Raw genomic sequence first — 23,753 nt, forward strand, 5'->3', positions numbered from 1 at the left:
TGCTGGATCTCCGGTCTTGCCCTTCGGGCAACCCGAAGATGACGGGGTGGAGGGCTGGATTTTGGAATATGACGGGGTGGGGAGGGAACCTTGGAGGATGACGGAGTTGGGGAGGGAGATTTGAAAGATGATGGGGTGGGATCATCCTCCGAAACCCGGAGGGTTTACGGGGTAACCATTACATTCGGCTAACACTACAGGCCTGTTATTCTTAGTGCAACCAGCCATATCTGTCCAAATAAACGCATTAGAAGGTTAAAAACTGGCAAAGTATGCCAAGGTCTTATATAATTAATCTGATATGTCAAAAAATCAATACCAAGTAATTGTGATCGGAGCAGGACATGCTGGCTGTGAAGCAGCTATCGCTAGTGCCAAGATTGGAGCGAGAACGGCTTTAATCACTACTGATCTGAGCAAAGTAGCCACTACACCTTGCAACCCCTCGATTGGTGGTCCAGGCAAAGGTAATCTAGTCAGGGAGATTGGAGCCCTCGGTGGTATGATGGCCAAAGTCACTGATCAGTCTGCAATCCAAATCAAAATCCTCAATAGTGGGAAAGGTAAAGCTGTCCAAGCCTACAGAGCACAACTAGACAAAACTCTCTACAATCAAAATATGCTGGCTTCCCTCAATGGTACTAAGGGACTAGATTTGATTGAGGCTCAAGTAGCAGAGATTATCAGCACAGACAACCAGATCACTGGAATAAAACTTGTAGATGACAGACTAATCAAAACAAATGCAGTCGTTATCACTGCTGGAACTTTCCTCAATGGTGAAATTGTGATCGGAGATAGAGTAGTTCGTAAAGGTGGAAGAATTGATGAAGATAGTGTTTATACCCTAAGTGATAGCATCAAGAGACTTGGTGTATTATCAGCTAGACTCAAGACTGGTACACCACCACGAATCGCAAGGGATAGTATAGACTATGACCAAATGGAGCTTGCTCCAGGATCAGATGCAGCGATTAGTTTCAGCTACCCAAATCATCAGGTCTTGCCCCTATCCAAGCAAGAGCCTTGCTACCTCACCTACACCAATCCCGAAACACATCAAGTAATCATGGACAATCTAATCAAATCCCCAGTATTCTCAGGTATGATCAACGAACGGTCTCCTCGTAGTTGTCCAAGTCTGGACAAAAAAGTAGCCAACTTTCCAGACAAATCTCGTCATCCCATCTTTATAGAACCAGAAGGTAGGCCGGATGGTGTCGATGGTGAAAGGATGTATATCCAAGGTGCATCCCTAGCTTTTCCAGAGGAGATTCAAGAACAGATTATCCGAACAATTCCCGGTCTACAAAATGCTAGATTTATCCGTCATGGCTATGCCGTAGTTTATGATTATTTCTTACCAAGTCAACTAGACAAAACCCTGATGGTTCGTAATCAGTCAGGGCTCTATCTAGCAGGCCAGTTAATTGGCACTACTGGATACGAAGAAGCTGCTGCCCTCGGCCTAATTGCTGGAATCAATGCTAGTCTCAAAGTGCTTGATAAGCCTAGATTTGTCCTGGAAAGAGATCAAGCCTACATCGGAGTACTAATCTCTGACCTGATTAGCAAAGTACATGTCGAACCTTATCGAATGTTTACTTCAAGAGCTGAATACCGCTTGAGCCTGAGAAATGATAATGCCGACCTCAGGCTAGCTAAGCTTGGTCATGACTTAGGTCTACAATCAAAATCTTACCTAAACGAAGTGAACCATAGAAGGCAAAGGATTGACCAGGCCATCGAATTGCTCAAAACTAGCTCAGTCAAATACCAAGGCCATCCTACTACCGGCTACCAGCTACTACGTCGACCAAAAATCACCCTTGATCAGACTCTTGAGCTACTTGGACTTGATCCAAGCCTGATAGATTACACCATCTATGATACCGTAGAGTCAGAGATCAAATATAGTGGCTATTTGGATAAGCAAGAGCAGATCATTGATAAACAAAGAAGGCAATCTGAGATCAAGCTAGGTAATACCATAGATTATACCCAGATCAAAAGCCTACGCAATGAGGCAGTGGAACGACTTAGGGAAGTCATGCCTGAGACGATAGCTGATGCGATGAATATTCAAGGCATCACCCCAGCTGATCTTGAGGTATTGACTTTTAGTGTGAGATAGGGTAATATACAAATTATGACCGATCATCTAGTGTGTATAAGCAGACGCGGAGTAGATCCTGGGCACAGAGGACCTGAATTATTACTAATAGCAGGTGAGCTTCCGCTAGGGACTGTTAAACATATAATATTGGACTGCCTAAGCTGTCCAGCGAGTAAAGCTAGATGTGGACTTGCAGATGCGATGGCTAACCGGGTTTATCTTAATTACACCAAACAGGCTATGCCGATGCAGGGAACTGACGTTGTTACCACCGATCTACTAAGGCTTGCGCAGGCAGCAACACTAGCCAAAGCGGCGATGATGGATGACGCACAACCCAACGCAGTGTACTCTAAAGGAACAAAGTAAGGTCACCTCAAAGCTGATTAGATTCGCCAGGGTAACTTAACTTATTAGAATCTACCTCGTTCTGCTGAAACTTCGTTTTGTTCTTGTTCGTGAATATAGCGTTTTACTACTTCTTTATCGAACCCTACTGTACTGATTGCGTATCCCCTAGCCCAGAAATGTTCTCCGTTAAAGTTTCTAGCCTTATTATTAATCTCTCTAGCTATCACTATGGCACTCTTGACCTTAATGAAGCCCACAATGTTACTGGATATTTTGGAGGTTTTTCTATTTACATATGGACATGATCTGGCACAAGGTGTATTGGTTATCTTGCAGTCATTTTGGCTGGCTAATACATGGAATACCCGTTCTAGTTCTGGTCTAATTTCACAATAGAATATTTTTCTCCTCATTTTTGGAATAAATATTAGATGATATTTACAATCCCATCTTAAATGGGATAATGAATTATGAGAGTTATGACATAACTTGAATCCTTTTTTTAGTTGGCGAATCCATAGTCTACTCTACAGCGAAATATCCAGAGTGTTAACTCTGGATATTTTTTGTTAACCGGTAAAGGTCAACCCTTGTCTAGTCACACTAGTAGAGCTAGTGGCTTACTTATGGGATAGTTAACTATACACTTAACTCCAGGGCAAAGCTTCAAGAGGCTGGTTCTTGGCCTGGATGAATTGACAATTAACACTTATATATTCATTGATGTATAATTATTAGTATGAGCTATCAATCCTTCAAGATAGGAGTGGGCATACTAATCCTTAACGACTGCGGGGAGATATTATTAGGTGAGCGTAACGACCCCAAAGACCCTGACAATCTAGGGAGAAAAGAATTATTGGGTGGATATATTGAGCCTGGTGAAACACCAGCCCAAGCGATTGCAAGAATCTTGATCGAGGAAGCTGGTGATGACCTCAAAGTAGAGATCATTGCTCCGTTTACCACATTATCCTCGGCATCAGTGTCTGATCCAAGCATCTGGAGTATCGGAATACCCCATGTATGCAAACTGATATCTGGAAAACCAAAAGTCAACCCCGACTACAACCGAGTAACAGACTTTTGGTGGCTCAACCTAGAGCAAGCTTTAGCCGATCCCAACCTGACCCCTGGCACTCGTACCCAGCTCGAGGATTATCAAAAATTTAGATATCAAGCCTGTGGAACCTAAACACACTATTAGATCGCTAGAATCTACCCCCCTTAAATCAAGGCGAATCCTGGCAAGAAAGAGCAAAATGCAAAGGTCGGTCTTTAGACGATTTCTTTCCAAGCACCTTTGAGGATCAAGAAGCAGCTAGAACCTTTTGTATTGGATGTGATGTAAGTGAACAATGTCTAAATCTTGCATTAACGCATAATACTAAGGATGGTATCTGGGGCGGAGAAGTATTTGGTAGGCTCATAAGACCCAGAAGAACTACCACCTAGCTTCAAGCTTAAGTTAATGGCATTGCACTATCATCCTCCGCAACTCAGTCTCTTCTATCATCTTCTGACACTCTCCTGTCTTGTCACCCCTGGCCTCCTTGTCATCCTCCGATTGTCCAGAGGACAATACGAGGGATCCAGTATTTATAGCCATTGACATTCGTAGTACTCAAAGCGGAGCTTCGAGTATCTGAGACAATACACAAACAACAGTATAAACCAACCAATACAATCAATTATCTTGAGCCTCGAATCCTCAATACTTCGAAGTTCAAACTTACAAGGAACAGGTCTTTTGCTTTAATACACTGCCAAAAACTGCCGATTTGGAATGAACTGCTGGTAGTGGCTCAGTAACCCAGCTGGCAAATTACCATCCGCTACCTCACTACCAAATATCGCATAGAGTTCAGTATCAAAATCCTGACCCTCTTGATCTTGATATGCATCAAATCTATTGGGATAGACATTGGTGTTATAAAATTGATAATACTCTCTTAGTCCGACTGACAATTGTTCTCTAGCTCGATCATCAAGCAACTGAGAGTAGACATAATGCAAATATTCGTGAGCGACAGTCGTAGCCAATCCCGCTGCACCCATCTCAAATGCCTCAGGACGAATATAGATATTGCTTGGTGGCTCTATATAACACCCGAGAATTTTTCCATCTGGATGACTAGTTTGCTCAAGACACAAATCAGCATTGACTAAAATATCAGGTAGTGAACTCCTATCAATACCAAGATTATCAACTATTTCAACTACTTGGCTATCAAGATACTGATATCCCTCAATCGGTTGATCAGGAATATCCAAAGGATAAAGCTGGGAAATAACCGTGCTGAATAACCGGTAATTATCTTGGCTATAGCCAATCAGACCAATTCCAAGTACAGTCATAACCCCTATGCTAAATATCACCGCATTAATAAATCTAATAATTATTTTCATTGGTCAACAGAAAAACTCTTGCCAATCAATACCAAATCCAGACCTTGAATCACCTCTAGTAACTGCTCAGTCACTGACTGACGAATTTGCAAATGCTTGACAAAATCTCGATCCGCCAAGAAATAAACCAGCTTATAGCCTATACCAAATTGGTCAAGATTATTGAGATAACAGTCTTGATATTCTATTTCTCCTATCTTTGAAAGCGCACTCTTGACTTCGATAGGAAGCTTGGTTCTCTTGGCTTGAGTTGAATGGTAATCGAGATAGAATACCAGCTCGACACGTCGACGATTCAGCTTGGCATAATTATAGAGACGAATATTTGTCAATTCCTTATTTGGTACAATGATTTGCTCACCATTGATTGACTCTATCCGAGTAGATTTGATACCAATTTTTTTGACTACACCACTATCCAGGCGGTCTTTTCCCAATACTACATAATCATCCAACTCAAAAGGTCGATCAAAAATAATTGAGAAATAAGCCAAGATGTCAGTCAAAATTGACTGGACACCAAAAGCTAGAGCCACACCCAAAATACCCAATGATCCGATCAAGGCAGTTAGCTGAACGCCGACATTTTGCAAGACTACCAAGCCAACAACAATCCAGATCACAACACTAAGGATATGACCAATAATATCACTGATAAGTCTAGCCGTACTATGTTTGAGATGTTGAGCTAGCAACCTCTCCAAGATAATATGAGAAATGATCCCAATAAACTCCTTAGTCAGCAGAATGATTAATGCTACCCAAGCTAGTTTTTGCAAAAAATAATTTTCAGCTGGGTATCTAACAATATGAGTAGCCAATAGAAAAGCAACCCCAATGATAATCAGGTTCTTACCCTGAATCAGTCTTGTGATAAAATAATATTTTTCTGCTTTTGTCTTCTTATATATCGCAGTTAGTTTTGTCAAAAAATAGGACTGAGCTAGCTTGAGCAGGATTATCATCAAGATAAAAATTACCACAAGGTTCGCAATAGTCTGCCAGCTTATTTGTCCAAATATCATCCCCCTTATGATTACATATTTACCCCAATCTGTCTATCTTAGTTACTAACTTTTAGCAATTAGACCTTATGCTTGACTGACAGATAATTTTGCTAAGTTACCTATAATATTAGATCATTATTGAATTGAATTATCGTGTTAACCTAAAAAAATAACCAAGATAAGTCGTTTGTAAAATATTACCTCTCCAAAAAAACTTCATCATCTTCCAAATTTCTGTAACTCTCCACCTCGTCATATTCCAAATCTCAGCAGAGGTGGATCCCCCCGTAAGCTCTCCGAGCTTCGGAGGATGACAAAAAAAGGGGGGAGGAATTCGGAAAATCACAAAGCAAGTAGCAAGATTTCGGAGGATGACTGTAGTAGCAATCCTGATTTTGGATTGATATTACTATATAATACTCTTATGGCAAAACCTACCGAGTTAGTTCATCTCCATAATCATACTCATTATAGTATCTTAGATGGTTTGCAGAAAATTCCAGCAATGCTTGATAGAGTCAAAGAATTGGGTCAAAGTGCAGTAGCAATCACTGATCACGGAACTATGTCTGGAGCGATCGAATTCTACCTAGAAGCCAAGAAGCGGGATATTAAACCAATCATCGGAATAGAAACCTATATGGCCCGTAGAAGCCACCTGGACAAGTCTGGTAAACAAGATGCCAACCCCTACCACCTGATCCTACTCGCCAAGAACTATCAAGGTTATCAAAACCTCTGCCAGCTCTCGACTATTGCCTGGCTAGATGGCTTCTATTACAAGCCAAGGATAGATAGAGAACTACTTGAAAAATACAGTGAGGGCTTGATCTGCCTATCTGGCTGTGCTGGTGGCGAACTAGCCAAAGCCATCGAAGCCAATGATTTTGAAAAAGCGACCGAAATCGCCAAGTGGTACCAGCAAGTCTTTGGCGATGATTACTATCTAGAACTCCAAGACCATGGTGACTGGGAACTAGGCCAAATAATCAATCAAGGCAATCTTAGGCTGGCCAAAGAGCTTGATATCCAATATGTGATCACAAAGGATTGCCACTATACCCTCAAAGAGCAGGAAAAAGCTCATGATATCTTGCTCTGTATTCAGACAGCTAGTAATCTCGATGACAAAGATCGATTTCGTATTGACTTGCCCCTTTACCTTACTAGCACAGAAGAAACTCTCGCAACCTCCCAGCTTGAAGCAGAGGTCATCACAGAAGCAATCAGCCAAACTAGCCAAATAGCTGACAAGGTAGAGCTAGAAATACCAATGGGTCAAATCTTGATACCGACCTTTCCAGTCCCAAAATCTGAAACCGAAGAAAGTTATTTAGAATCTCTAGTGCTTGAGGGAGCAAATAGACTTTACTCAAATGACCAAGGTACTTTGTCAGATCAAGTTACTAATAGGATTAAATTCGAACTGGGAGTAATCAAGAGGATGGGATACTGTGGATATATGTTGATAGTCTGGGATTTGATCAACTGGAGCAAATCCCAAGGTATCATCACTGGACCTGGTCGGGGGAGTGCGGCAGGTTCGATAGTCTGTTACTGCCTAGGCATTACTGACATCGATCCCTTAAAATATCAATTACTATTTGAACGTTTTCTCAACCCAGAGAGGATCAGTATGCCAGATATTGATATGGATTTTCCCGATGACCATCGGGATGAAGTGATTCAATATGCCAGTCAAAAGTATGGTTCGGATCAAGTAGCTCATATCGTGACTTTTGGGGTAATGGCTGCCAGAAATGCTGTTCGTGATACTGGGCGCGTCCTAGGCTACGATTACAATTCAATTGATGCCATAGCCAAAAAAATACCTGCCCCCGTACAAGGTAGGCATATCCCACTAGCTGATTCTATCAAGAACGATCCAGAGCTCAAGACGGAGTATCAAACTAACCCAATCGCCAAGCACGTGATCGACAATGCCCTAAACCTAGAAGGAACTATCCGCAATTCAGGGGTTCATGCTGCAGGAGTAGTAATAGCACCCGAACCATTAGTCAAGAGGATCCCCCTGATGAATGCTGCCAAAGGAGTAGTTGCTACTCAGTACTCTATGAACTATGTCGAAGGCTTAGGGTTTCTGAAGTTTGATTTTCTTGGACTATCCAATCTAACTATTATCAAAAATACTCTAAGAATTGTCAAAAAGGTCTATGGAGAAAAAATCAATGCAACTGATATTCCCCTGGATGATCCTAATACCTACCGACTATTCCAAGAAGGTAAGACTATGGGAATATTCCAATTTGAATCTAGTGGAATGCGCAGCTATCTAAGACAGCTCAAGCCTACTGTCTTTGAAGATATAGTTGCAATGGTTGCTCTTTATCGCCCAGGCCCATTGGGTGGTGGTTTTACCGATGAATTCATCAAACGTAAAAATAATCCTGACCTAATCAAGTATGACCATCCCAAACTAGAGCCTATCCTCCAACCCACCTATGGAGTAGTAGTCTACCAAGAACAAGTGATGGATATCAGCAAGGTGCTATCAGGATTTAGCGGCGGAGAAGCTGATACTTTGCGCAAGGCAATGGGTAAAAAACAGCGTGATACCCTGGCCAAAATGAAGGATAAATTTATCAAAGGGGCAAAAACACATAGTCAGGTTGATGATCAATTCATCAATGATCTCTGGTCTAGTCTAGAAGACTTTGCTGATTATGGATTTAACAAATCCCATGCCGCTAGCTATGCCCTAATCGCCATCTGGACTGCCTACCTCAAGGCTCATTATCCAGCCGCATTTATGGCAGCTTTGATGACCAATCATTTTGAGGAAACAGAAAAGCTAACTATTGCAATCAAGGAATGCAAGGATATGGGTGTCAAAATCCTTCCTCCCGATATCAATCAGAGTTATACAGAATTTGCCATTACACCCGATAAGCAAGCAATCCGTTTCGGACTAATGGCCATCAAAAATGTTGGCGAGAAAAGTATCGAGCAAATTATTGAGATTCGCAACCAATCTGGCCAATTTACAGATCTGGATGATTTCCTTATCAAAATACCTGCAGGGGTAATCAACAAGAAGATTTTAGAAAGTATGATCAAGGTTGGAGCTTTTGACTCACTAGGAGATAGACAAATCTTACTAGCTAATATCGAACAGATTGTAAGCTTCCATAGCAATCTGCAAAAAACTCTCAACTCTCAGCAGAATAGTCTATTTGCTGGTACTGAGTCAGCTGAATCTATTCATAAAATTAAACTCAACCCAGCCCAAGAGATTATTAGTGATAAAACAATTCTGACTTGGGAGAAAGAACTGACTGGCCACTACATTAGTAAGCATCCCCTTGAAGAATTCATAGAAGAAATAGAGAAGAGAACGCAATCAATATCTGGTCTTAACCCAAGTCAAGAGGGTCAAATGGTAGTGATAGCTGGGATTATTACTACAATCAAAAAAATTACTACGAAGAAGGGTCAGACTATGGCAATCTTAAATCTATCTGGAGTGGAAGAAGAAATAGAGCTAGTAATTTTCCCTAATACATATCAATCCTACCAACAATTGATTAATGAAAATCAAATAGTAGTAGCCAAAGGCAAACTTAGCTATCTAGATCGAGGTAGACAATTAGACAAACCAAAATTGATCACTGAGAAATTGGGACCACTTGATCAGAAAACCCTGTCCCGGATTAGGCCACCAAAGCAATCAAAACCTTCTGATATTATAAGCTATAAACCACTCGAAAAACTAATTATCACCATTAATCAGCCCGGAAAGAACCAGCTTGTTGAACTAAAACAACTCCTAGACAAATACCCTGGAGAGCACCCAGTACTCCTAAAAATTCAAACTGGGCACCACATTCAACCTCTCGAATTACCAATCAAAGTTGCCAAGGATCCCGAACTGGTCACTACACTTGAGAAAGACTATAGTCTGGGATACAACTAATATCCTCCGCTATCTATTCTCGGAATTTACCCCTATTCAGATACTCCATCCGGTTACCCAAGACAAATATTTGACACAATATTAAATAGCTTCAGATTATAGACCCCGAAAAACAAACAGGTCTTGGTTTGGTCGGCTATAGATTTTCGTAATTATCCGCCATCTCCAGAGCAAACCCCTAAATCCAAAAACAAACAAAAGCACAAAGGTGGCATCAGCATCAATGTGCAGTTCTATCATCCTTCGATAACCTCCCAGCTATCTTATTACCCCCAATACCCCCTGCCTTGTCATCCTCCGAAACCCGACCTTTTTTATGTCATCCTCCGATTGTCCGGAGGACAATACGGGGGATCCACCTCTCTTGATATTTAGATAGTCTTTTGATGCATAATGCTGGATCTTCGGTCTTGCCCTTTGGGCAACCTGAAGATGACGAGAGGGGTGGGGGTTTTGGAATATGACAAGAGGAAGGGTGACAGAATTTTGGAAGATGACGAGGTGCAAGCTTACAGGGATTTGGAATACCTATTAGTAGGTTGAGGTTTAGAATATGAAGAGATAAGGTTAATGGAGACTTGGAAAGAGGATAGGGTGAGGGTTGCGGTTGATGACAGACGCAATGACAGATAACCCAGCTCAACACTATTCCCCCGAAGTGATCTCTGACTTTTTCTATAATCTTTTTCCGACTCCAAAGACATGGGTTTAAGTGATTAGAGAGCTAACCAGCAAAAATCAGTTTAAACTGTTTGCAACTGGTGTTATAATCTAGTTATGCTTAAAATGTCCAAAACCAATGACCCGGTCCTAAGAATAGTTGGTGTTATGATACTGGCTTGCCTATTAATTATTGCTTTCTTGCTGGGTAGAAGTTTCCAGACCAATAATTCCAATTCTTCATCCCAATCACAATCTATCACCCTAGAAGAAGATTCAATTGTGATCGATATTGCTGAAAAGATCTCTCCTAGCGTGGTCAGTATTCAGACCTCTGCCGACAGATCAAATCTTTTTGGCGAAAGTGAACTAACCCCAGTCGGAGCAGGTACCGGTATTGTCATAGATCAAAATGGCTTGATCCTAACCAATCGTCATGTTGTATCTGATGCTGATCAGTTAACTATCTATACCAATGATGGGGTATCTCACTCAGCTGAATTAATTGATATAGATAGCTTTAATGATTTGGCATTTATCCAAGCCGAAGGTGACGGCTATATACCTGCTGATCTAGGGTCATCCAACGATATGAAAATAGGCCAGCAAGTCATAGCAATAGGTAATGCCCTAGGACAGTTTGACAATACAGTTACCACAGGAATTATTAGCGGGAAAGGTAGAGACATTGTCGCCGGAGATAGTGTGGGTGGCAGCTCTGACTCACTATCAAACCTTTTGCAAACTGATGCTGCAATCAATTCTGGTAATTCGGGTGGGCCATTACTGAATTATGCTGGTCAGGTAATCGGTATCAATACAGCGGTAGCTAGCTATAGCGAAAATATTGGTTTCGCAATCCCAATAGATGATGCCAAGTCACTAATCGATTCGATTAAAAATCAAGGTAGAATTATTCGCCCCTACTTAGGAATTCGCTATATAAATCTCAATCAAGAGCTATCCGAACAGTATAATTTGAACGCCACGGGTGGAGCTTTGATCAGAGGTGATGACAATGATCCAGGTGTACTAGAGGACAGCCCAGCTGCCAAAGCTGGTCTAAAATCTGGCGACATAATTATCAAAATAGATGGACAAGCAATCAATGAAAGTACAGACCTATCTAGTCTAATCAATAGCCACAATGTCGGAGACAAACTAGACCTAGCTATTATCCGTGACAACCAAGAGCAAACTCTATCAGTTACACTGGAAGAGTACAATCAATGATCCCTCTGAGCTTCATCTTGCTTGATTGATAAAAATTATTGTTAGGACAAAAATTTCGTGTTATAATAATCGAGTTATGAAAAAAGATATTCACCCAAAAATCCTTCAAACCAAAGTCCATTGTGCTGGCTGTGACAAAAGCTGGATCACCGAATCAGTTGTGGATAGTATCAATATCGATGTTTGTAGTAATTGTCATCCATTCTACACAGGCAAGGATAGATTACTTGATTCGACAGGTAGAGTAGATAGATTTAAACAACGAGCTAGTAAGTCTGAGCAACTGCGTCAACAATCTAAGCCCAAACAATCTCGTGTTAAATCAGAACAACCTGAACAAGCCTTAGAACAACCTGAGCCTCAAATCACCGAATCAGAAGCCCAACCAATAGAGCAGTAATGCAGATCGACTACCAAGCGATAGAAGATGCTTGGTCTTCTGATTTAGCAAAATTGGAACAAGATCTCCAGGTCACTACCGACTATAATTCTGATCAATATATCAACAATCTCAGACGCCAAAAGAAGCTTGCTACCAAACTCCAGACAATTCAAGACTACAATCAATTAGGTAAGGACTTAGAAGAATTAAAAAAATTACTAGATGATCCAGATTTTGCCGATTTAGCAAAAGAAGAACAAGCAGAAAAATCCAAGCTAAGAGTAGAACTCAAACAAAAGCTTGAGCTAATGATCCTCCCCGAAAACCCTGATGATGATAAGTCTGTTATTCTAGAACTCCGAGCTGGAGCTGGTGGTGATGAAGCAAGTCTGTTTGCTTCAGAGCTACTGCGAGGCTATGGTCGATGGCTTGAAGCCAAAGGTCTCAATGTTGAATTGCTTTCCAGTAGCGAAAATCCAGTCGGTGGATATAAAGAAGTAGTTTGCGAAATCAAATCAAGTCGAGAATTGGGGGCTTATAATCTACTCAAATATGAATCTGGAGTCCATAGAGTTCAAAGAGTGCCTACTACCGAATCAGGAGGCAGGATCCATACCTCGACTATCACAGTCGCGGTATTACCAGAAGTAGAGGAAAGTGAGCTGGATATTGATCCAAATGACTTAAGAATTGACACCTATAGGTCTAGTGGCCATGGAGGCCAGAGTGTCAATACTACCGACTCTGCCGTCAGAATTACCCACCTACCAAGTGGGGTAGTTGTTACTTGCCAAGACGAAAAATCCCAGCTAAAAAACAAAGTCAAGGCCATGACCATTTTGCGTAGTAGGCTTCAGGCTATCTGGCAAGCTGAACAACAGGCAAAACTAGATCAAGATAGATTAGTTCAGGTTGGTACTGGGGATAGATCTGAAAAGATTCGTACCTACAATTACCCTCAAGATCGAATTACTGATCATCGAATTAATCAATCTTGGCATGGACTAGAACAAATTATCAATGGAGATTTTGACAAATTATGGCAAACCCTAGATTCAAATTACCACCAGCAACGCTTAGCTCAATTGCTCAAAAGCAAGCCAGAAACCACCTAGCCAAGATAGGTATCTTATCAGCTAGCCTTGATAGTCAATTGCTACTAGCCCATAGTCTAGGCCTCACCAAATCCAAGCTAGCCACCTCTGAAGACCGATCTCTAACTGATAATCAAATCAAGAATTTTGAAGTACTAATCAATCAAAGAGCAAAAAATCAACCATTAGCTTATCTCACTAAAAAACTTGAATTTGCTGGTTTAGAGTTTTTTGTTGACCCAAGAGTCTTAAAACCAAGAACAGAGACAGAAATCATTATCGAAAAACTTATCCAAGAATTAGCTCCAAATAGTCGAGTCTTAGATCTTGGCACGGGCAGTGGCAATCTGGCAATTAGTCTTAAATACCATCGTCCTGACTTAAATGTCACTGGTAGTGATTATTCAGTTGAAGCCTTGGAGGTAGCAAGAATTAACCAGGCCAGATTAATTCCCAACCAAGATATTGATTGGCGAGTATCTGATATCTTCGATCAGTTTTCATCCAAAAAATTTGAAGCAATTGTCGCAAACTTGCCTTATCTACCGGATGGGATTGAAGTAATGCCAGAGACAAATTTTGAGCCAGCAATAGCTCTATTTGGGGGCAAAACAGGATTGGAACTTTATCAAAAAATGTTCGAGAGTATCAGTCAATACCTTAGTCCAGGAGCAGTAGTCTGGATAGAATCAGACCGTTGGCAACAGCCTGATCTTGAAAACCTTGCCTTAAAATCTGGCTTAAGGGTTTACTATCAGGATTATTTCATTACAGGCTTTAGAAATTGAACTGATCAATCCCAAGAGCTCGTAAGTTCTTAATCAAAAAATCATCCCAGTTAAGATAATCTTCACCAGGAAGAATTGGGCAAAATTGATTTAGCTGATTTAATTGACTATGAGCACTGCCGGAATACAACTCTCTTTCTTCCTTATTATCACCCAACATCAAATCAACTATACACTCAAGCGAAAGAATTAGATCTTCTACTAGGATTGATTTGGCATTTTTGTATAAAGGTAATGATTCCTTGGTGATTGAAACATGACCAGAAATTAGTTTAAATCCCGACATACTCCTCCTTGATATTAATTATATTTTAATTATTAGAAGTAAGCATACAAAAAGGACACTTACTTCGACTTGCCTATTTCACAACAAGTAATACTAGATCAATGTTGTGGTGTCTATGTAAGTGTCCTTACTGCGATCTAATATACTTTTTTGTGAAATAGGCAACCATTATCATAACATATTTTGTATTTCTTAGCTTTTGTGTTAGAATTACAGCTATGTCTAAACAATTAACAAAGTCCGTTACCTTAAACATTACCGTGGAAGATCTTTTTCAATCAGGAGCTCATATTGGCCACAAGACCAGTCATTGGAATCCAGATATCAAGAATTTTATCCACTCCAATCAATCCAACACCCATATTATTGATTTATTCCAGTCAATTGAGCAGCTAGAAGCTGCTTGTCAGGCGGCTTACAAGATAGGCTCTAAAGGTCATAAAATTTTATTTGTTGGAACAAAATCCCAAGCTGCACCTGTCCTTACTAGCTTAGCCAAAGAAATTGATGCCCCTTACGTGACCAAGCGTTGGCCAGGTGGTCTTCTAACAAACTTTGCTACTATATCAGCACGACTTAAAAAGTTAACTGAAATGGAAAAGATTTTAGCCGATCAAAGCCTCAGGGCAAAATACACCAAAAGAGAGCTTGGCAAGATCGAACAATCTATCAAAAAACTTAATACAATGCTGGGTGGTATTAAGGGAATTAAACGTCCACCACACGCTATATTTGTCGTTGATACCAACCTTGAGAAAACTGCAGTAAGAGAGGCCAACAAGCTAGGTCTAACAACCATCGCCATAGTCGATACAAATTCTAGTCCCAAAGGTATTAATTACCCAGTGGTAGCCAGCGATGATAACCTTAAAGTAATTGAATTAATTGCTAAAGAGATACAAGTAGCTTATCAATCAGGCTATCAGGCATATTTGACCCGCCAGAAATAACCTAAATACTTTTTAAAATTAGGAGAGGAAATGAGCATTAATCTAGCAGACATTAAAAAAATTCGCGAACAAACAGGTGCAGGTATGATGGATGTCAAATCCGCCCTAAATGATGCCAATGGTGATATTGATAAAGCTAAAGAGCTTTTACAGCAACGCGGTATTGCCAAGGCTAGCAAAAAAAGTGACCGCAATACCGATCAAGGCCTAATAGAAACCTACAATCACCTAGGTAAGGTTGGTGTATTACTCGAACTTAACTGCGAGACAGATTTTGTCGCCCGTACTGATGACTTCAAGGCCTTAGCCAAAGAAATTGCAATGCAAATTGCTGCTAGTGACCCTCAGTATATTATCGATCAAGATATAGATCAACAGACCCTAGATCAATGGAGATCGGAAATCTCGGATCAAGTAGATACCAATAAACCAAAAGAAATCCAAGATAAGATTATTGAAGGCAAACTAGATAAATATCGTGATGAATTAGTCTTGATGCGAATCAAAACCCTCAAAGATCCTGATAAATCTATTGCTGACCTAGTCAATGCTAATATCGCAAAACTAGGCGAAAATATTACTATCAAACGTTTCGTTCGCTATCAATTAGGCTAAAGATGGATTCAACAATACTAGCTAAAGAGCTAGACAAAACTTTGCTATTCTTAGACCAAGAATTGGGTCAAATTCGTGACGGTAGGGCTAGTGCTAGCCTGGTAGATACCCTCAAAGTACCAGTCTACGGTCAGCAACTACCCCTCAATCAGACTAGTAATATTACTGTGCCCGATCCACAAACAATCTTTATCGAGCCCTGGGACAAAACCAATCTGGAGGCTATCGAAAAAGCAATTTCAGAGAATAATGCCCTAGGTATTAACCCTAGTAATGATGGTAATCGAATTATTCTCAAGATTCCTGCTATGACTGAGGAAGTTAGACTGGGTCTAGTCAAGTTGATTGCAGAGAAGCAGGAGCAAGCCATGGTAGCACTTCGTCAACAGCGTCAAGCTGCCCATAAGGAAGTCAAAGCCCAAGAAAAAGATAAACTAATTAGCGAAGATCAAGCATCAGACCTCAAAGATCAGATTGAAAAAACCTGCCAAGACTACACTGCCAAAATAAAACGAACAATCGAGGTCAAGCAAACAGCTATTAAATCTATTTAAATGATTTTACCTAACCATATTGCCTTTATTTTAGATGGTCATCGTAGATGGGCAAAAGCCAATGGTAAACCTCCCCTATTAGGTCATCAGGCAGGATATGACAATTTTATAGAAATTGCTAATTCATGTTATGACAAGGGCATCAAGATTGTTTCAGCCTATGCTTTCTCTCAAAAGAACTGGAAAAGAAGTCAGGATGAAGTGGGCTATCTAATGAAATTATTTGCAAAATCTTTTAGCCACAAAAAACTAGACCAGATTATCAAAAGGGGTATCAGGGTAATATTCCTTGGTCGTAGAACTGAGCTTGACAAAAGCTTAGTAAAAAAAATGACCGAACTCGAGAATCAGACCAGCAATAATCAAGATGGCGTTCTAGCAATCCTCATTGATTACGATGGTAGAGCAGAAATAATCGAAGCTGCTAAAAAACTAAAAGAAACAAATCAAGAAATATCTGAACAAAACCTTCAGCAAGCAATGTGGAGTAGCCAAGTAGCCGATCCAGACCTAATAATAAGGACTTCGGGCGAGCAGAGATTATCTGGATTTTGGCTATGGGGCAGTAGCTATAGTGAGTTTGCTTTTATTGACAAGAACTGGCCTGACTTTGATTTACAAGATCTGGAAAATGTCTTGAAAGACTATAGCTCTAGAGAGAGAAGATATGGAGCAGGACAAGCATGAGCATCCTTATAGCTATCGTCACCTTCTCGATATTGGTATTACTTCACGAATTTGGGCATTTTATTTCAGCCAGAAGGGCAGGGATTCGAGTTGATGAATTTGGCATTGGTTTTCCTCCCAAAATCTGGGGTATTAAGCGCAAAGGAACACTATATAGCATCAACCTCTTGCCAATCGGTGGTTTTGTCAAGATTGCCGGAGAAGATAGCCAGGAGTCTGGACCCGACAGCTTTGTGGCTGCTAGCACCTATCACCAACTTCGAACATTGCTTGCTGGAGTATTAATCAATTTCTTAATTGGTTGGCTGATCCTAACCGGTCTTTTAATCAATGGTCTACCTTCACTAATTTTTCCTTTTGACATTAGTCAACTTGGTCATATTAAGGGTCAATTGGTTGAAACTACCCAACCAAAAGTCATTTATGTAGCTCCTGATTCTCCAGCTAGCCAGATAGAACTTGAGTCCGGGGATCAAATCATCAAAATTAATGATCAACAGGTTACCAATCAAAACCTTAGCCATCTGACCGAACAGTTTGCTGGTCAAGATATCCAATTAGGATACTTAACTCACGGTCAAGTAACTGAACAAAATTTAACCTTAGCTAGCCCCGAAGCAGACTCAGGCAAGCTAGGTGTAATTATTGAACAACAATGGAGCTATCGTCCTCTAGATGCTGCCTATGCTAGCCTGGTAATAATTATTAAATCCTTCAAGCTTACCTTAGAAACAATTGCCTCACTAATCACTGGCATTTTTATAGATAACCATGATGGTGACCAATTGACCAATTCGGTAACTGGGCCGGTAGGGATTGTTTCGGTCTTTCGTAGTAGCCTCAAGTTAGGATTTAGCTATGTGCTAGCCTTGACAGCCGCTATCTCTATTTCACTCGGTATTATGAATACGCTACCTTTACCCGCGCTTGATGGCGGTAGAGCCCTAATCGTAATTCTTCGGAAAATTGGAATCAAAATTGGTGATAAGTTTGAGCTTTACTATCACGGAACAGGGATGGTCATCCTACTTATTCTTATGGCATTAATCACGATCCGCGACATCCGCAACTTCTTCTAGTTAAAAACCATCATGACATTTGAGCCAAATCCAACTGACTGTTCTGGCGAGCAAAAACCACCCCCTGACTTTGACAGATTGAATCTGATCCCAGTTGTTGATCGAATTATTTTGCCCGAAAAAGCCGATTACTGTCTAGTCCCAATTACTGATACAAATACTAATCAGATTGAAGCTTACCACCCTAGAGATCTACTTGAGTTAATCAATCATCATAATAAGCCTGATGATAACATTACACAGGCTCAAACAGTAATCCGATTGATCCAAGAATACTGCAAATCAGATATCGAATTAGCCATCAAGCTAGCTTTGATTATCCGACCCTTTGCCAATTATAAATTACTATCAATAGCAGAATTAAGGGAAGATCTCAAAGTAAACCCGAATGATAAATTGATTGATGGTGATCAAGGGGTAACCTATTGGAAGATTGATCTAAATTACCTAATATCAAAGATTAATATTCTTATTAATAAAATTGATCAAGAAAGACTGAATATTTATCTCAGTAGCCTATCAACTATACTTAATGGCCTTCATCCTGATCAGTCCCCTAAAAATGCAGTTAGGAGATGTTTCCTTCGTCAACAAATATCTAGAATACTCAAAGCCATATGTTACTTACATCATTCCAGATAAACCACCTCAGGGCTTTGAGGGCAAATCGTTTTCTATCCTCTTTCAAATCCTCAAATACAAAAATACTTGACCCCAACATAAATACCCTGTATACTTGACATAGGCCTTAGAAGGCTTTTTTTATTGGTAAAATTTATTATGAAGAGCAAAGCCAACCAAGTAAATATCTTTAAAAGAATTGGAGATTTTTTTTCCAATTACACTGAAGAGGCTCGCAAAGTTACCTGGCCAAGTCGCCCGGAAATTATCAGGGTTACAATCATGGTGATCATAGTAACAATTATCAGTGCTACGATTATATTTATCCTTAATCGTATTTTTGACATATCATTAACAAGGTTTATCGAAATCAATGGCTAAATATAGATTCAAAGAACGTTCAATTAGAGACAATAATCCTCATTGGTACATTGTTCATACTTACTCAGGCTACGAAGATGTAGTAAAAACAAACCTAGAACAAAGAATTGAGTCAATGGATATGTCTGAAAAGATCTTTGAGGTAGTTGTTCCCAAGGAAAAACGTATTGAGATCAAGAACGGTAAAAGAAAAGTAGTCGAACGCAAAATTTTCCCAGGATATATTATGGTCTACATGGTTATCAATGACGACTCTTGGTATGTTGTTCGTAATACGCCTAATGTCACTGGTTTTGTAGGTTCAGGAGTAGATCCAACCCCTATGGCTGATGCTGAAGTTAAGTCTATTCGCAAACGTATGGGAATCGAAAATCCAGTATACGATATTGAATTCAGCGTTGGAGATTTAGTTCATATCATAGATGGTCCCTTCAAAGGATTTGATGGCACCATATCCGAAGTCGACCAGCAAAAGGGCAAAATCACAGTTCTGGTCAATATGTTTGGTCGCGAAACACCAGTAGAATTAGATTCATTACAAGTAAAGAAGGTATAATATGGCAAGCAAAAAAGTTATCGCAAATCTCAAAATGGTTATCCCCGGTGGTGGAGCAACCCCAGCTCCTCCTGTAGGCTCCAGCCTTGGACAGTATGGTGTTAATATGATGGAGTTCATCCAGGCTTTTAATGATGCAACTTCAGATCACAAAGGTCAGCAATTGCCTGTAAAGATTAAGATTTTTGAAGATAAATCGTTCAAGTTTAGCTACAGCCTAACGCCTGCAGATCAAATGATTCTAGCTGAGCTAGGAATCAAAAAAGGCTCCGGAGAACCCAACAAAAATAAGGTCGCTAGTCTAACAGATCAGCAGTTGACCAAGATTGCCGAAGCCAAAATGTCTGACCTCAATGCCAATGACCTAGAAGCTGCCAAAAAAATCATTGCTGGTACAGCCAAATCCATGGGGATTGAAATTAAAGATTAGATCAGTTAGTAAGACGTGGGAGATTCTGTCGGGAATCGCTATCACCACAAAAAAGGAACTATCATGTCAAAACCATTAGAAAATCAAGAGGAACCTGTTATTAATCAAGTTGAAAATTCTACCGAGGAACCCAAGAAGGCTAAGGCAATTAAAACTACAAAAAGTCCTAGTAACAAACCCAAAGATGCAATATCCAAGAAATCCAAGCGTTACCGCAAGGCGGCTGCACAGCTAGGTAAGGCTCTTGAAACACCTCAAGCTTTAGCCTCCGCCATCAAGCTCTTAAAAGACCTCGACCAGCCAAAATTTGATCCGACCGTAGAACTACACATCCGCCTAGGTGTTGATGTCAAGCATGCTGATCAAATAGTTCGTGGGACTGTAACTCTACCTTTCGGTACTGGTAAAACTATCAAGATTTATGCCTTGGTAGAGGCTGCAGATACAGCAGGAGCAATCAAGGCAGGAGCAATCGAAGCCGAAGAAGAAAAGATTATTGAACAACTCGAAAAAGGACAGCTAGAATTTGATGTGCTAGTAGCCACCCCCTCAAAGATGCCCTTACTCGGCAAGTATGCCAGAGTACTAGGCCCTAGAGGGTTAATGCCTTCACCAAAAGCTGGAACAGTTACTCAAAACCCGATTGAAGCTATAGGTGAGCTACTGAAAGGTCGAGTAGAATACAAGACTGATTCTTATGGCATCATTCATATTCCCGTTGGAAAAATTAGTTTTGAAAACCAAGCATTAGTAGATAATGCCCAAACTGTGATCAGTGCTATCAAGGCTGCTAAGCCGGGCACAAGCAAGGGTAAATATTTATTAAGTGCTTATTTGACATCCACTATGTCACCTAGTCTAGAGCTAGAAACTACCAGCTTCTAGTGTTTTATTAAGGTGACACACTGCGCAAGCTCACTAGGTTGTGTTATATCCAAAATTTGCCAAGTATTTCTTTATACATAGCTTAAAGTTTGCTACTTGGACTGGAGTGCTATAAAATAATATCATGATTAATAATCCCAATCTAAAAGCGCGGTATCTGGTAATCGAAGGAGCTGAAGCTTCTGGTAAATCTACTCAGGTCAAACTACTAATTGAATACCTGACTGACCGCAATATCCCGGCCCAAGCCGTTAGGGAGCCTGGATCTACACCAGCCGGTGAGGCAATTCGCAATCTCAATCAACATAGTGAATTTGACCTTGACCCAACAACAGAACTATTGCTAGCCTATGCTGCAAGATTAGAACTACTTAAAGAAGTTGCAAAGTCCCTCAAGGCAGGCTATTGGGTGATTAGTGACAGAAACTACCTCTCGACCTATGCCTATCAAGGCTATGGTCAAGGAATGGATATGTCTACAATCGACCAAGTGCACCGGGCTGTAATGCCTGATAATCTAGCACCGGATCATACTTTTGTGATCGATACAAGCTTTGCTACCAATCAAGCTAGACTTGAGTCACAAGAAGCAGAATTAGATCGTTTTGAGCGTATGGGTCCAGATTTTCATACTAGAGTACATCGAGGATATCAAGAATTAATTAAGAATCAACCAAATGTTACTCGGGTCAACGGCGACCAGACTATTGCAGCAATCCATGCTGATATTGTTAAGCATCTAGATACTAGTCATAGATAGGTAATTGATGAAATTTACAAAAGAGCAAGTCCAGCTTTTGATTGATGGTGCTATCGCAGTAATACCCACTGATACAATCTATGGATTTAGTGCCAGCGTCTTTAAGCCTGATGCAATTGAAAGAATTAAAGCAATCAAGTCTAGGCAGTACACCAAACCTTTCATAATCTTGATCGGAGAAATCTCAGAGTTGCGTGATCTAGGGGTAGATTATCAACCTTATATAAAATATATAGATCAGCTTTGGCCAGGACCCAATACTTTGATTTTTCCGTTTCAATCAAATCAACTAGGCTATCTTAACCCCGCCGGCAATACTTTAGCAATTCGTTTACCAAATCATCCAGAGTTACGACAATTACTTCTTGAAACTGGCCCCCTAGTCTCTACCAGCATTAATCTTGATAAGGGATCTCCTATCAATGACCCTGTTCTGATCAATCAACTCTTTTCTAACCAGATTGACATGATGCTTTCCGTGGGTAAACTTATTGCTAATCCTTCGAGCATCTATCAGGTTGATCTTCAATCGGACAGATTGATAAAGCTCCGCTAATGCCTAGTGCTATTATCCCCTCACATTCTTCCTATTCGGTGTTTAATAATATCAAACTATCAGGTGTGAATGGTCTGCTGACTAAAGGCAGGTGATGCGCTTGAAATAACAGGATCAATACAACTGGTTGAAGCCAATTGGTAAACCCTCAACACATTTGATACTTTTGTCAAGGTTTTATAATACCCAAAACTAAGTTAAACTATTAATGATGGATAGAGAGGTAGCAGAATTAATTAGACTAGAAGAAGAGCGTCAAGCCAATACGCTCAATCTCATTGCCTCCGAAAACCATACCTCCAAGGCAGTTAGAGAAGCTAATGGCTCAATCTTTACCGAAAAATACTCTGAGGGTTATCCTGGCAAACGTTATTATGCAGGTTGCGAAATAGTTGATCGTCTTGAATCTCACGCGATTAATTTGGCAAAACAATTATTTGATGTAAACTTCGTAAATCTTCAGCCCTACTCTGGCTCAAGTGCCAACCTAGCTACCTACGCCGCCCTGGCTGGAGTAGGTGATAAAATCATGGGGCAGGCCTTATCTGATGGTGGACATTTAACCCATGGATCTAAGGCTAGCCTAGTATCTAGCTTTTTTAAGTTTGAGCAATACGGAGTCAATCAACAAGGCTGGATTGATTATGATAAGCTTGAAAAATTGGCCAAGAAATTTCAACCCAAAGTAGTAGTTGCTGGGACTAGTGCATACCCCAGACTAATTGACTGGGACAGATTGAAGAAAATTGCAGATCAAGTCAATGCCTATTTAGTCGCAGATATTGCTCACTTATCTGGGCTAGTAGCTGGTAAAGCAATCCCTAGTCCAGTAGGAATTGCTGATGTAATCACCTCTACTACCCAGAAAAGTATCCGTGGCCCAAGAGGCGGAATGATTATGACAAATGATGAAGAACTGGCAATCAAGATTGACCGGGCTGTATTCCCTGGCCTCCAAGGTGGTCCACATCAGCATAGTATTGCCGCTAAAGCTCAAGCTTTCCATGAAGCCTTACAGCCAGATTTTACCAATTATGCTTCGCAGGTCATCAAGAATGCACAAGCCCTTGCAAAAGCTTTGCAAGACCATGGTGTGGAACTTTGGAGCGATGGAACAGATACTCACCTACTAGTATTCAACAGCTATCAAGCCTTTGATCTAACTGGGCTAGAAAGTAAAGATCTTCTAGCAGATCAAGGTATTATTACCTCTCAAAGTCAAGTACCAAATGATCCCTTACCACCTATCCAATCTTCTGGAATTAGATTAGGTACTGCCGCCTTAACTACTCGAGGGATGCGAGAAGAACAAATGACAACAATAGCAGAAATTATTGTCAGAGTCCTAAGAGGGAAAGAGAATCTTAGATCAGATGTGCTAAGCCTAGCAAAACAATTCAAATTACCAGATTAAATAAA

24 protein-coding genes and 1 pseudogene are annotated in these 23,753 nt (G+C 40.5%); 21 read left to right on the plus strand and 4 right to left on the minus strand.

The window, feature by feature from the left end; genetic code table 11:
• Window positions 1-301: 301 nt before the first annotated feature.
• Window positions 302-2,134 carry a tRNA uridine-5-carboxymethylaminomethyl(34) synthesis enzyme MnmG gene (gene mnmG / locus KA531_01215; protein MBP6005507.1) on the plus strand — a complete coding sequence of 611 codons (1,833 nt, stop codon included), beginning with the start codon at window positions 302-304 and terminating at the stop codon, window positions 2,132-2,134.
• 395 nt (window positions 2,135-2,529) lie between these two features.
• On the opposite strand, the gene tnpA is transcribed toward mnmG, so the two are convergent.
• On the minus strand, window positions 2,530-2,982 hold the full coding sequence (gene tnpA / locus KA531_01220) for an IS200/IS605 family transposase (protein ID MBP6005508.1): 453 nt from the start codon (window positions 2,980-2,982) through the stop codon (window positions 2,530-2,532).
• Window positions 2,983-3,206: 224 nt separating this feature from the next.
• On the opposite strand from tnpA, the gene KA531_01225 reads away from it, so the two are divergent.
• Window positions 3,207-3,662 carry an NUDIX hydrolase gene (locus KA531_01225; protein MBP6005509.1) on the plus strand — a complete coding sequence of 152 codons (456 nt, stop codon included), beginning with the start codon at window positions 3,207-3,209 and terminating at the stop codon, window positions 3,660-3,662.
• Between the two features lie 50 nt (window positions 3,663-3,712).
• Window positions 3,713-3,922, plus strand: a pseudogene (locus tag KA531_01230) (WhiB family transcriptional regulator).
• Window positions 3,923-4,222: 300 nt separating this feature from the next.
• On the opposite strand, the gene KA531_01235 reads toward KA531_01230, so the two are convergent.
• Window positions 4,223-4,876, minus strand: coding sequence for a hypothetical protein (locus tag KA531_01235; GenBank protein MBP6005510.1), 654 nt, complete (start codon window positions 4,874-4,876; stop codon window positions 4,223-4,225).
• Entirely contained in the window at window positions 4,873-5,901 is a 1,029-nt protein-coding gene (locus tag KA531_01240) for a mechanosensitive ion channel (GenBank protein ID MBP6005511.1), read from the minus strand. The genes KA531_01235 and KA531_01240 overlap by 4 nt, the downstream gene beginning before the upstream one ends.
• Window positions 5,902-6,307: 406 nt before the next feature.
• Between KA531_01240 and KA531_01245 the strand changes: the two genes are divergently transcribed.
• From KA531_01245 to prmC, 5 genes are all read left to right on the plus strand, one after another.
• Window positions 6,308-9,817 (plus strand): DNA polymerase III subunit alpha, encoded by a 3,510-nt coding sequence (locus tag KA531_01245; GenBank protein MBP6005512.1) that lies wholly within the window; start codon window positions 6,308-6,310, stop codon window positions 9,815-9,817.
• A 777-nt stretch (window positions 9,818-10,594) separates the two neighbouring features.
• Complete coding sequence (locus tag KA531_01250; protein MBP6005513.1) at window positions 10,595-11,710, plus strand: trypsin-like peptidase domain-containing protein; 1,116 nt, start codon at window positions 10,595-10,597, stop codon at window positions 11,708-11,710.
• A 76-nt stretch (window positions 11,711-11,786) separates the two neighbouring features.
• Complete coding sequence (gene rpmE / locus KA531_01255; protein MBP6005514.1) at window positions 11,787-12,110, plus strand: 50S ribosomal protein L31; 324 nt, start codon at window positions 11,787-11,789, stop codon at window positions 12,108-12,110.
• Window positions 12,110-13,207 (plus strand): peptide chain release factor 1, encoded by a 1,098-nt coding sequence (gene prfA, locus KA531_01260; protein MBP6005515.1) that lies wholly within the window; start codon window positions 12,110-12,112, stop codon window positions 13,205-13,207. The genes rpmE and prfA overlap by 1 nt, the downstream gene beginning before the upstream one ends.
• Entirely contained in the window at window positions 13,132-13,974 is an 843-nt protein-coding gene (prmC, locus tag KA531_01265; protein MBP6005516.1) for a peptide chain release factor N(5)-glutamine methyltransferase, read from the plus strand. The genes prfA and prmC overlap by 76 nt, the downstream gene beginning before the upstream one ends.
• Here the strand turns inward: prmC and KA531_01270 are convergent.
• Window positions 13,964-14,260 carry a hypothetical protein gene (locus KA531_01270; GenBank protein ID MBP6005517.1) on the minus strand — a complete coding sequence of 99 codons (297 nt, stop codon included), beginning with the start codon at window positions 14,258-14,260 and terminating at the stop codon, window positions 13,964-13,966. The two genes, prmC and KA531_01270, sit on opposite strands and share 11 nt — an antisense overlap.
• 218 nt (window positions 14,261-14,478) lie before the next feature.
• On the opposite strand from KA531_01270, the gene rpsB reads away from it, so the two are divergent.
• From rpsB to KA531_01335, 13 genes are all read left to right on the plus strand, one after another.
• On the plus strand, window positions 14,479-15,210 hold the full coding sequence (rpsB, locus tag KA531_01275) for a 30S ribosomal protein S2 (protein ID MBP6005518.1): 732 nt from the start codon (window positions 14,479-14,481) through the stop codon (window positions 15,208-15,210).
• A 30-nt stretch (window positions 15,211-15,240) separates the two neighbouring features.
• Complete coding sequence (locus KA531_01280; protein ID MBP6005519.1) at window positions 15,241-15,825, plus strand: elongation factor Ts; 585 nt, start codon at window positions 15,241-15,243, stop codon at window positions 15,823-15,825.
• A gap of 2 nt (window positions 15,826-15,827) precedes the next feature.
• On the plus strand, window positions 15,828-16,379 hold the full coding sequence (gene frr / locus KA531_01285) for a ribosome recycling factor (protein MBP6005520.1): 552 nt from the start codon (window positions 15,828-15,830) through the stop codon (window positions 16,377-16,379).
• Window positions 16,380-17,066 carry a di-trans,poly-cis-decaprenylcistransferase gene (gene uppS, locus KA531_01290; GenBank protein MBP6005521.1) on the plus strand — a complete coding sequence of 229 codons (687 nt, stop codon included), beginning with the start codon at window positions 16,380-16,382 and terminating at the stop codon, window positions 17,064-17,066. It begins immediately after the preceding gene.
• Window positions 17,063-18,145 (plus strand): site-2 protease family protein, encoded by a 1,083-nt coding sequence (locus KA531_01295; GenBank protein MBP6005522.1) that lies wholly within the window; start codon window positions 17,063-17,065, stop codon window positions 18,143-18,145. Before uppS ends, KA531_01295 begins: the two co-directional genes overlap by 4 nt.
• A 12-nt stretch (window positions 18,146-18,157) precedes the next feature.
• Window positions 18,158-18,787: a hypothetical protein gene (locus KA531_01300; protein MBP6005523.1), complete on the plus strand. Its 630-nt coding sequence runs from the start codon at window positions 18,158-18,160 to the stop codon at window positions 18,785-18,787.
• A gap of 177 nt (window positions 18,788-18,964) precedes the next feature.
• Entirely contained in the window at window positions 18,965-19,147 is a 183-nt protein-coding gene (secE, locus tag KA531_01305) for a preprotein translocase subunit SecE (protein ID MBP6005524.1), read from the plus strand.
• The gene (gene nusG / locus KA531_01310) at window positions 19,140-19,703 is read left to right on the plus strand and encodes a transcription termination/antitermination protein NusG (GenBank protein ID MBP6005525.1); all 564 of its coding nucleotides are present in this window, start codon (window positions 19,140-19,142) and stop codon (window positions 19,701-19,703) included. Before secE ends, nusG begins: the two co-directional genes overlap by 8 nt.
• Before the next feature lies 1 nt (window position 19,704).
• The gene (rplK, locus tag KA531_01315; protein MBP6005526.1) at window positions 19,705-20,133 is read left to right on the plus strand and encodes a 50S ribosomal protein L11; all 429 of its coding nucleotides are present in this window, start codon (window positions 19,705-19,707) and stop codon (window positions 20,131-20,133) included.
• A 63-nt stretch (window positions 20,134-20,196) separates the two neighbouring features.
• On the plus strand, window positions 20,197-21,018 hold the full coding sequence (gene rplA / locus KA531_01320) for a 50S ribosomal protein L1 (GenBank protein ID MBP6005527.1): 822 nt from the start codon (window positions 20,197-20,199) through the stop codon (window positions 21,016-21,018).
• Between the two features lie 124 nt (window positions 21,019-21,142).
• Window positions 21,143-21,778, plus strand: a complete 636-nt coding sequence (gene tmk / locus KA531_01325) for a dTMP kinase (GenBank protein ID MBP6005528.1) — start codon at window positions 21,143-21,145, stop codon at window positions 21,776-21,778.
• A 7-nt stretch (window positions 21,779-21,785) separates the two neighbouring features.
• The gene (locus KA531_01330; GenBank protein ID MBP6005529.1) at window positions 21,786-22,334 is read left to right on the plus strand and encodes a Sua5/YciO/YrdC/YwlC family protein; all 549 of its coding nucleotides are present in this window, start codon (window positions 21,786-21,788) and stop codon (window positions 22,332-22,334) included.
• A gap of 208 nt (window positions 22,335-22,542) precedes the next feature.
• A complete protein-coding gene (locus KA531_01335) occupies window positions 22,543-23,748 on the plus strand; it encodes a serine hydroxymethyltransferase (GenBank protein ID MBP6005530.1) in 1,206 nt (401 codons plus the stop codon).
• Window positions 23,749-23,753 lie beyond the last annotated feature (5 nt).

It is taken from the genome of Candidatus Saccharibacteria bacterium (assembly GCA_017983775.1).
Taxonomy (GTDB): Bacteria; Patescibacteriota; Saccharimonadia; order JAGOAT01; family JAGOAT01; genus JAGOAT01.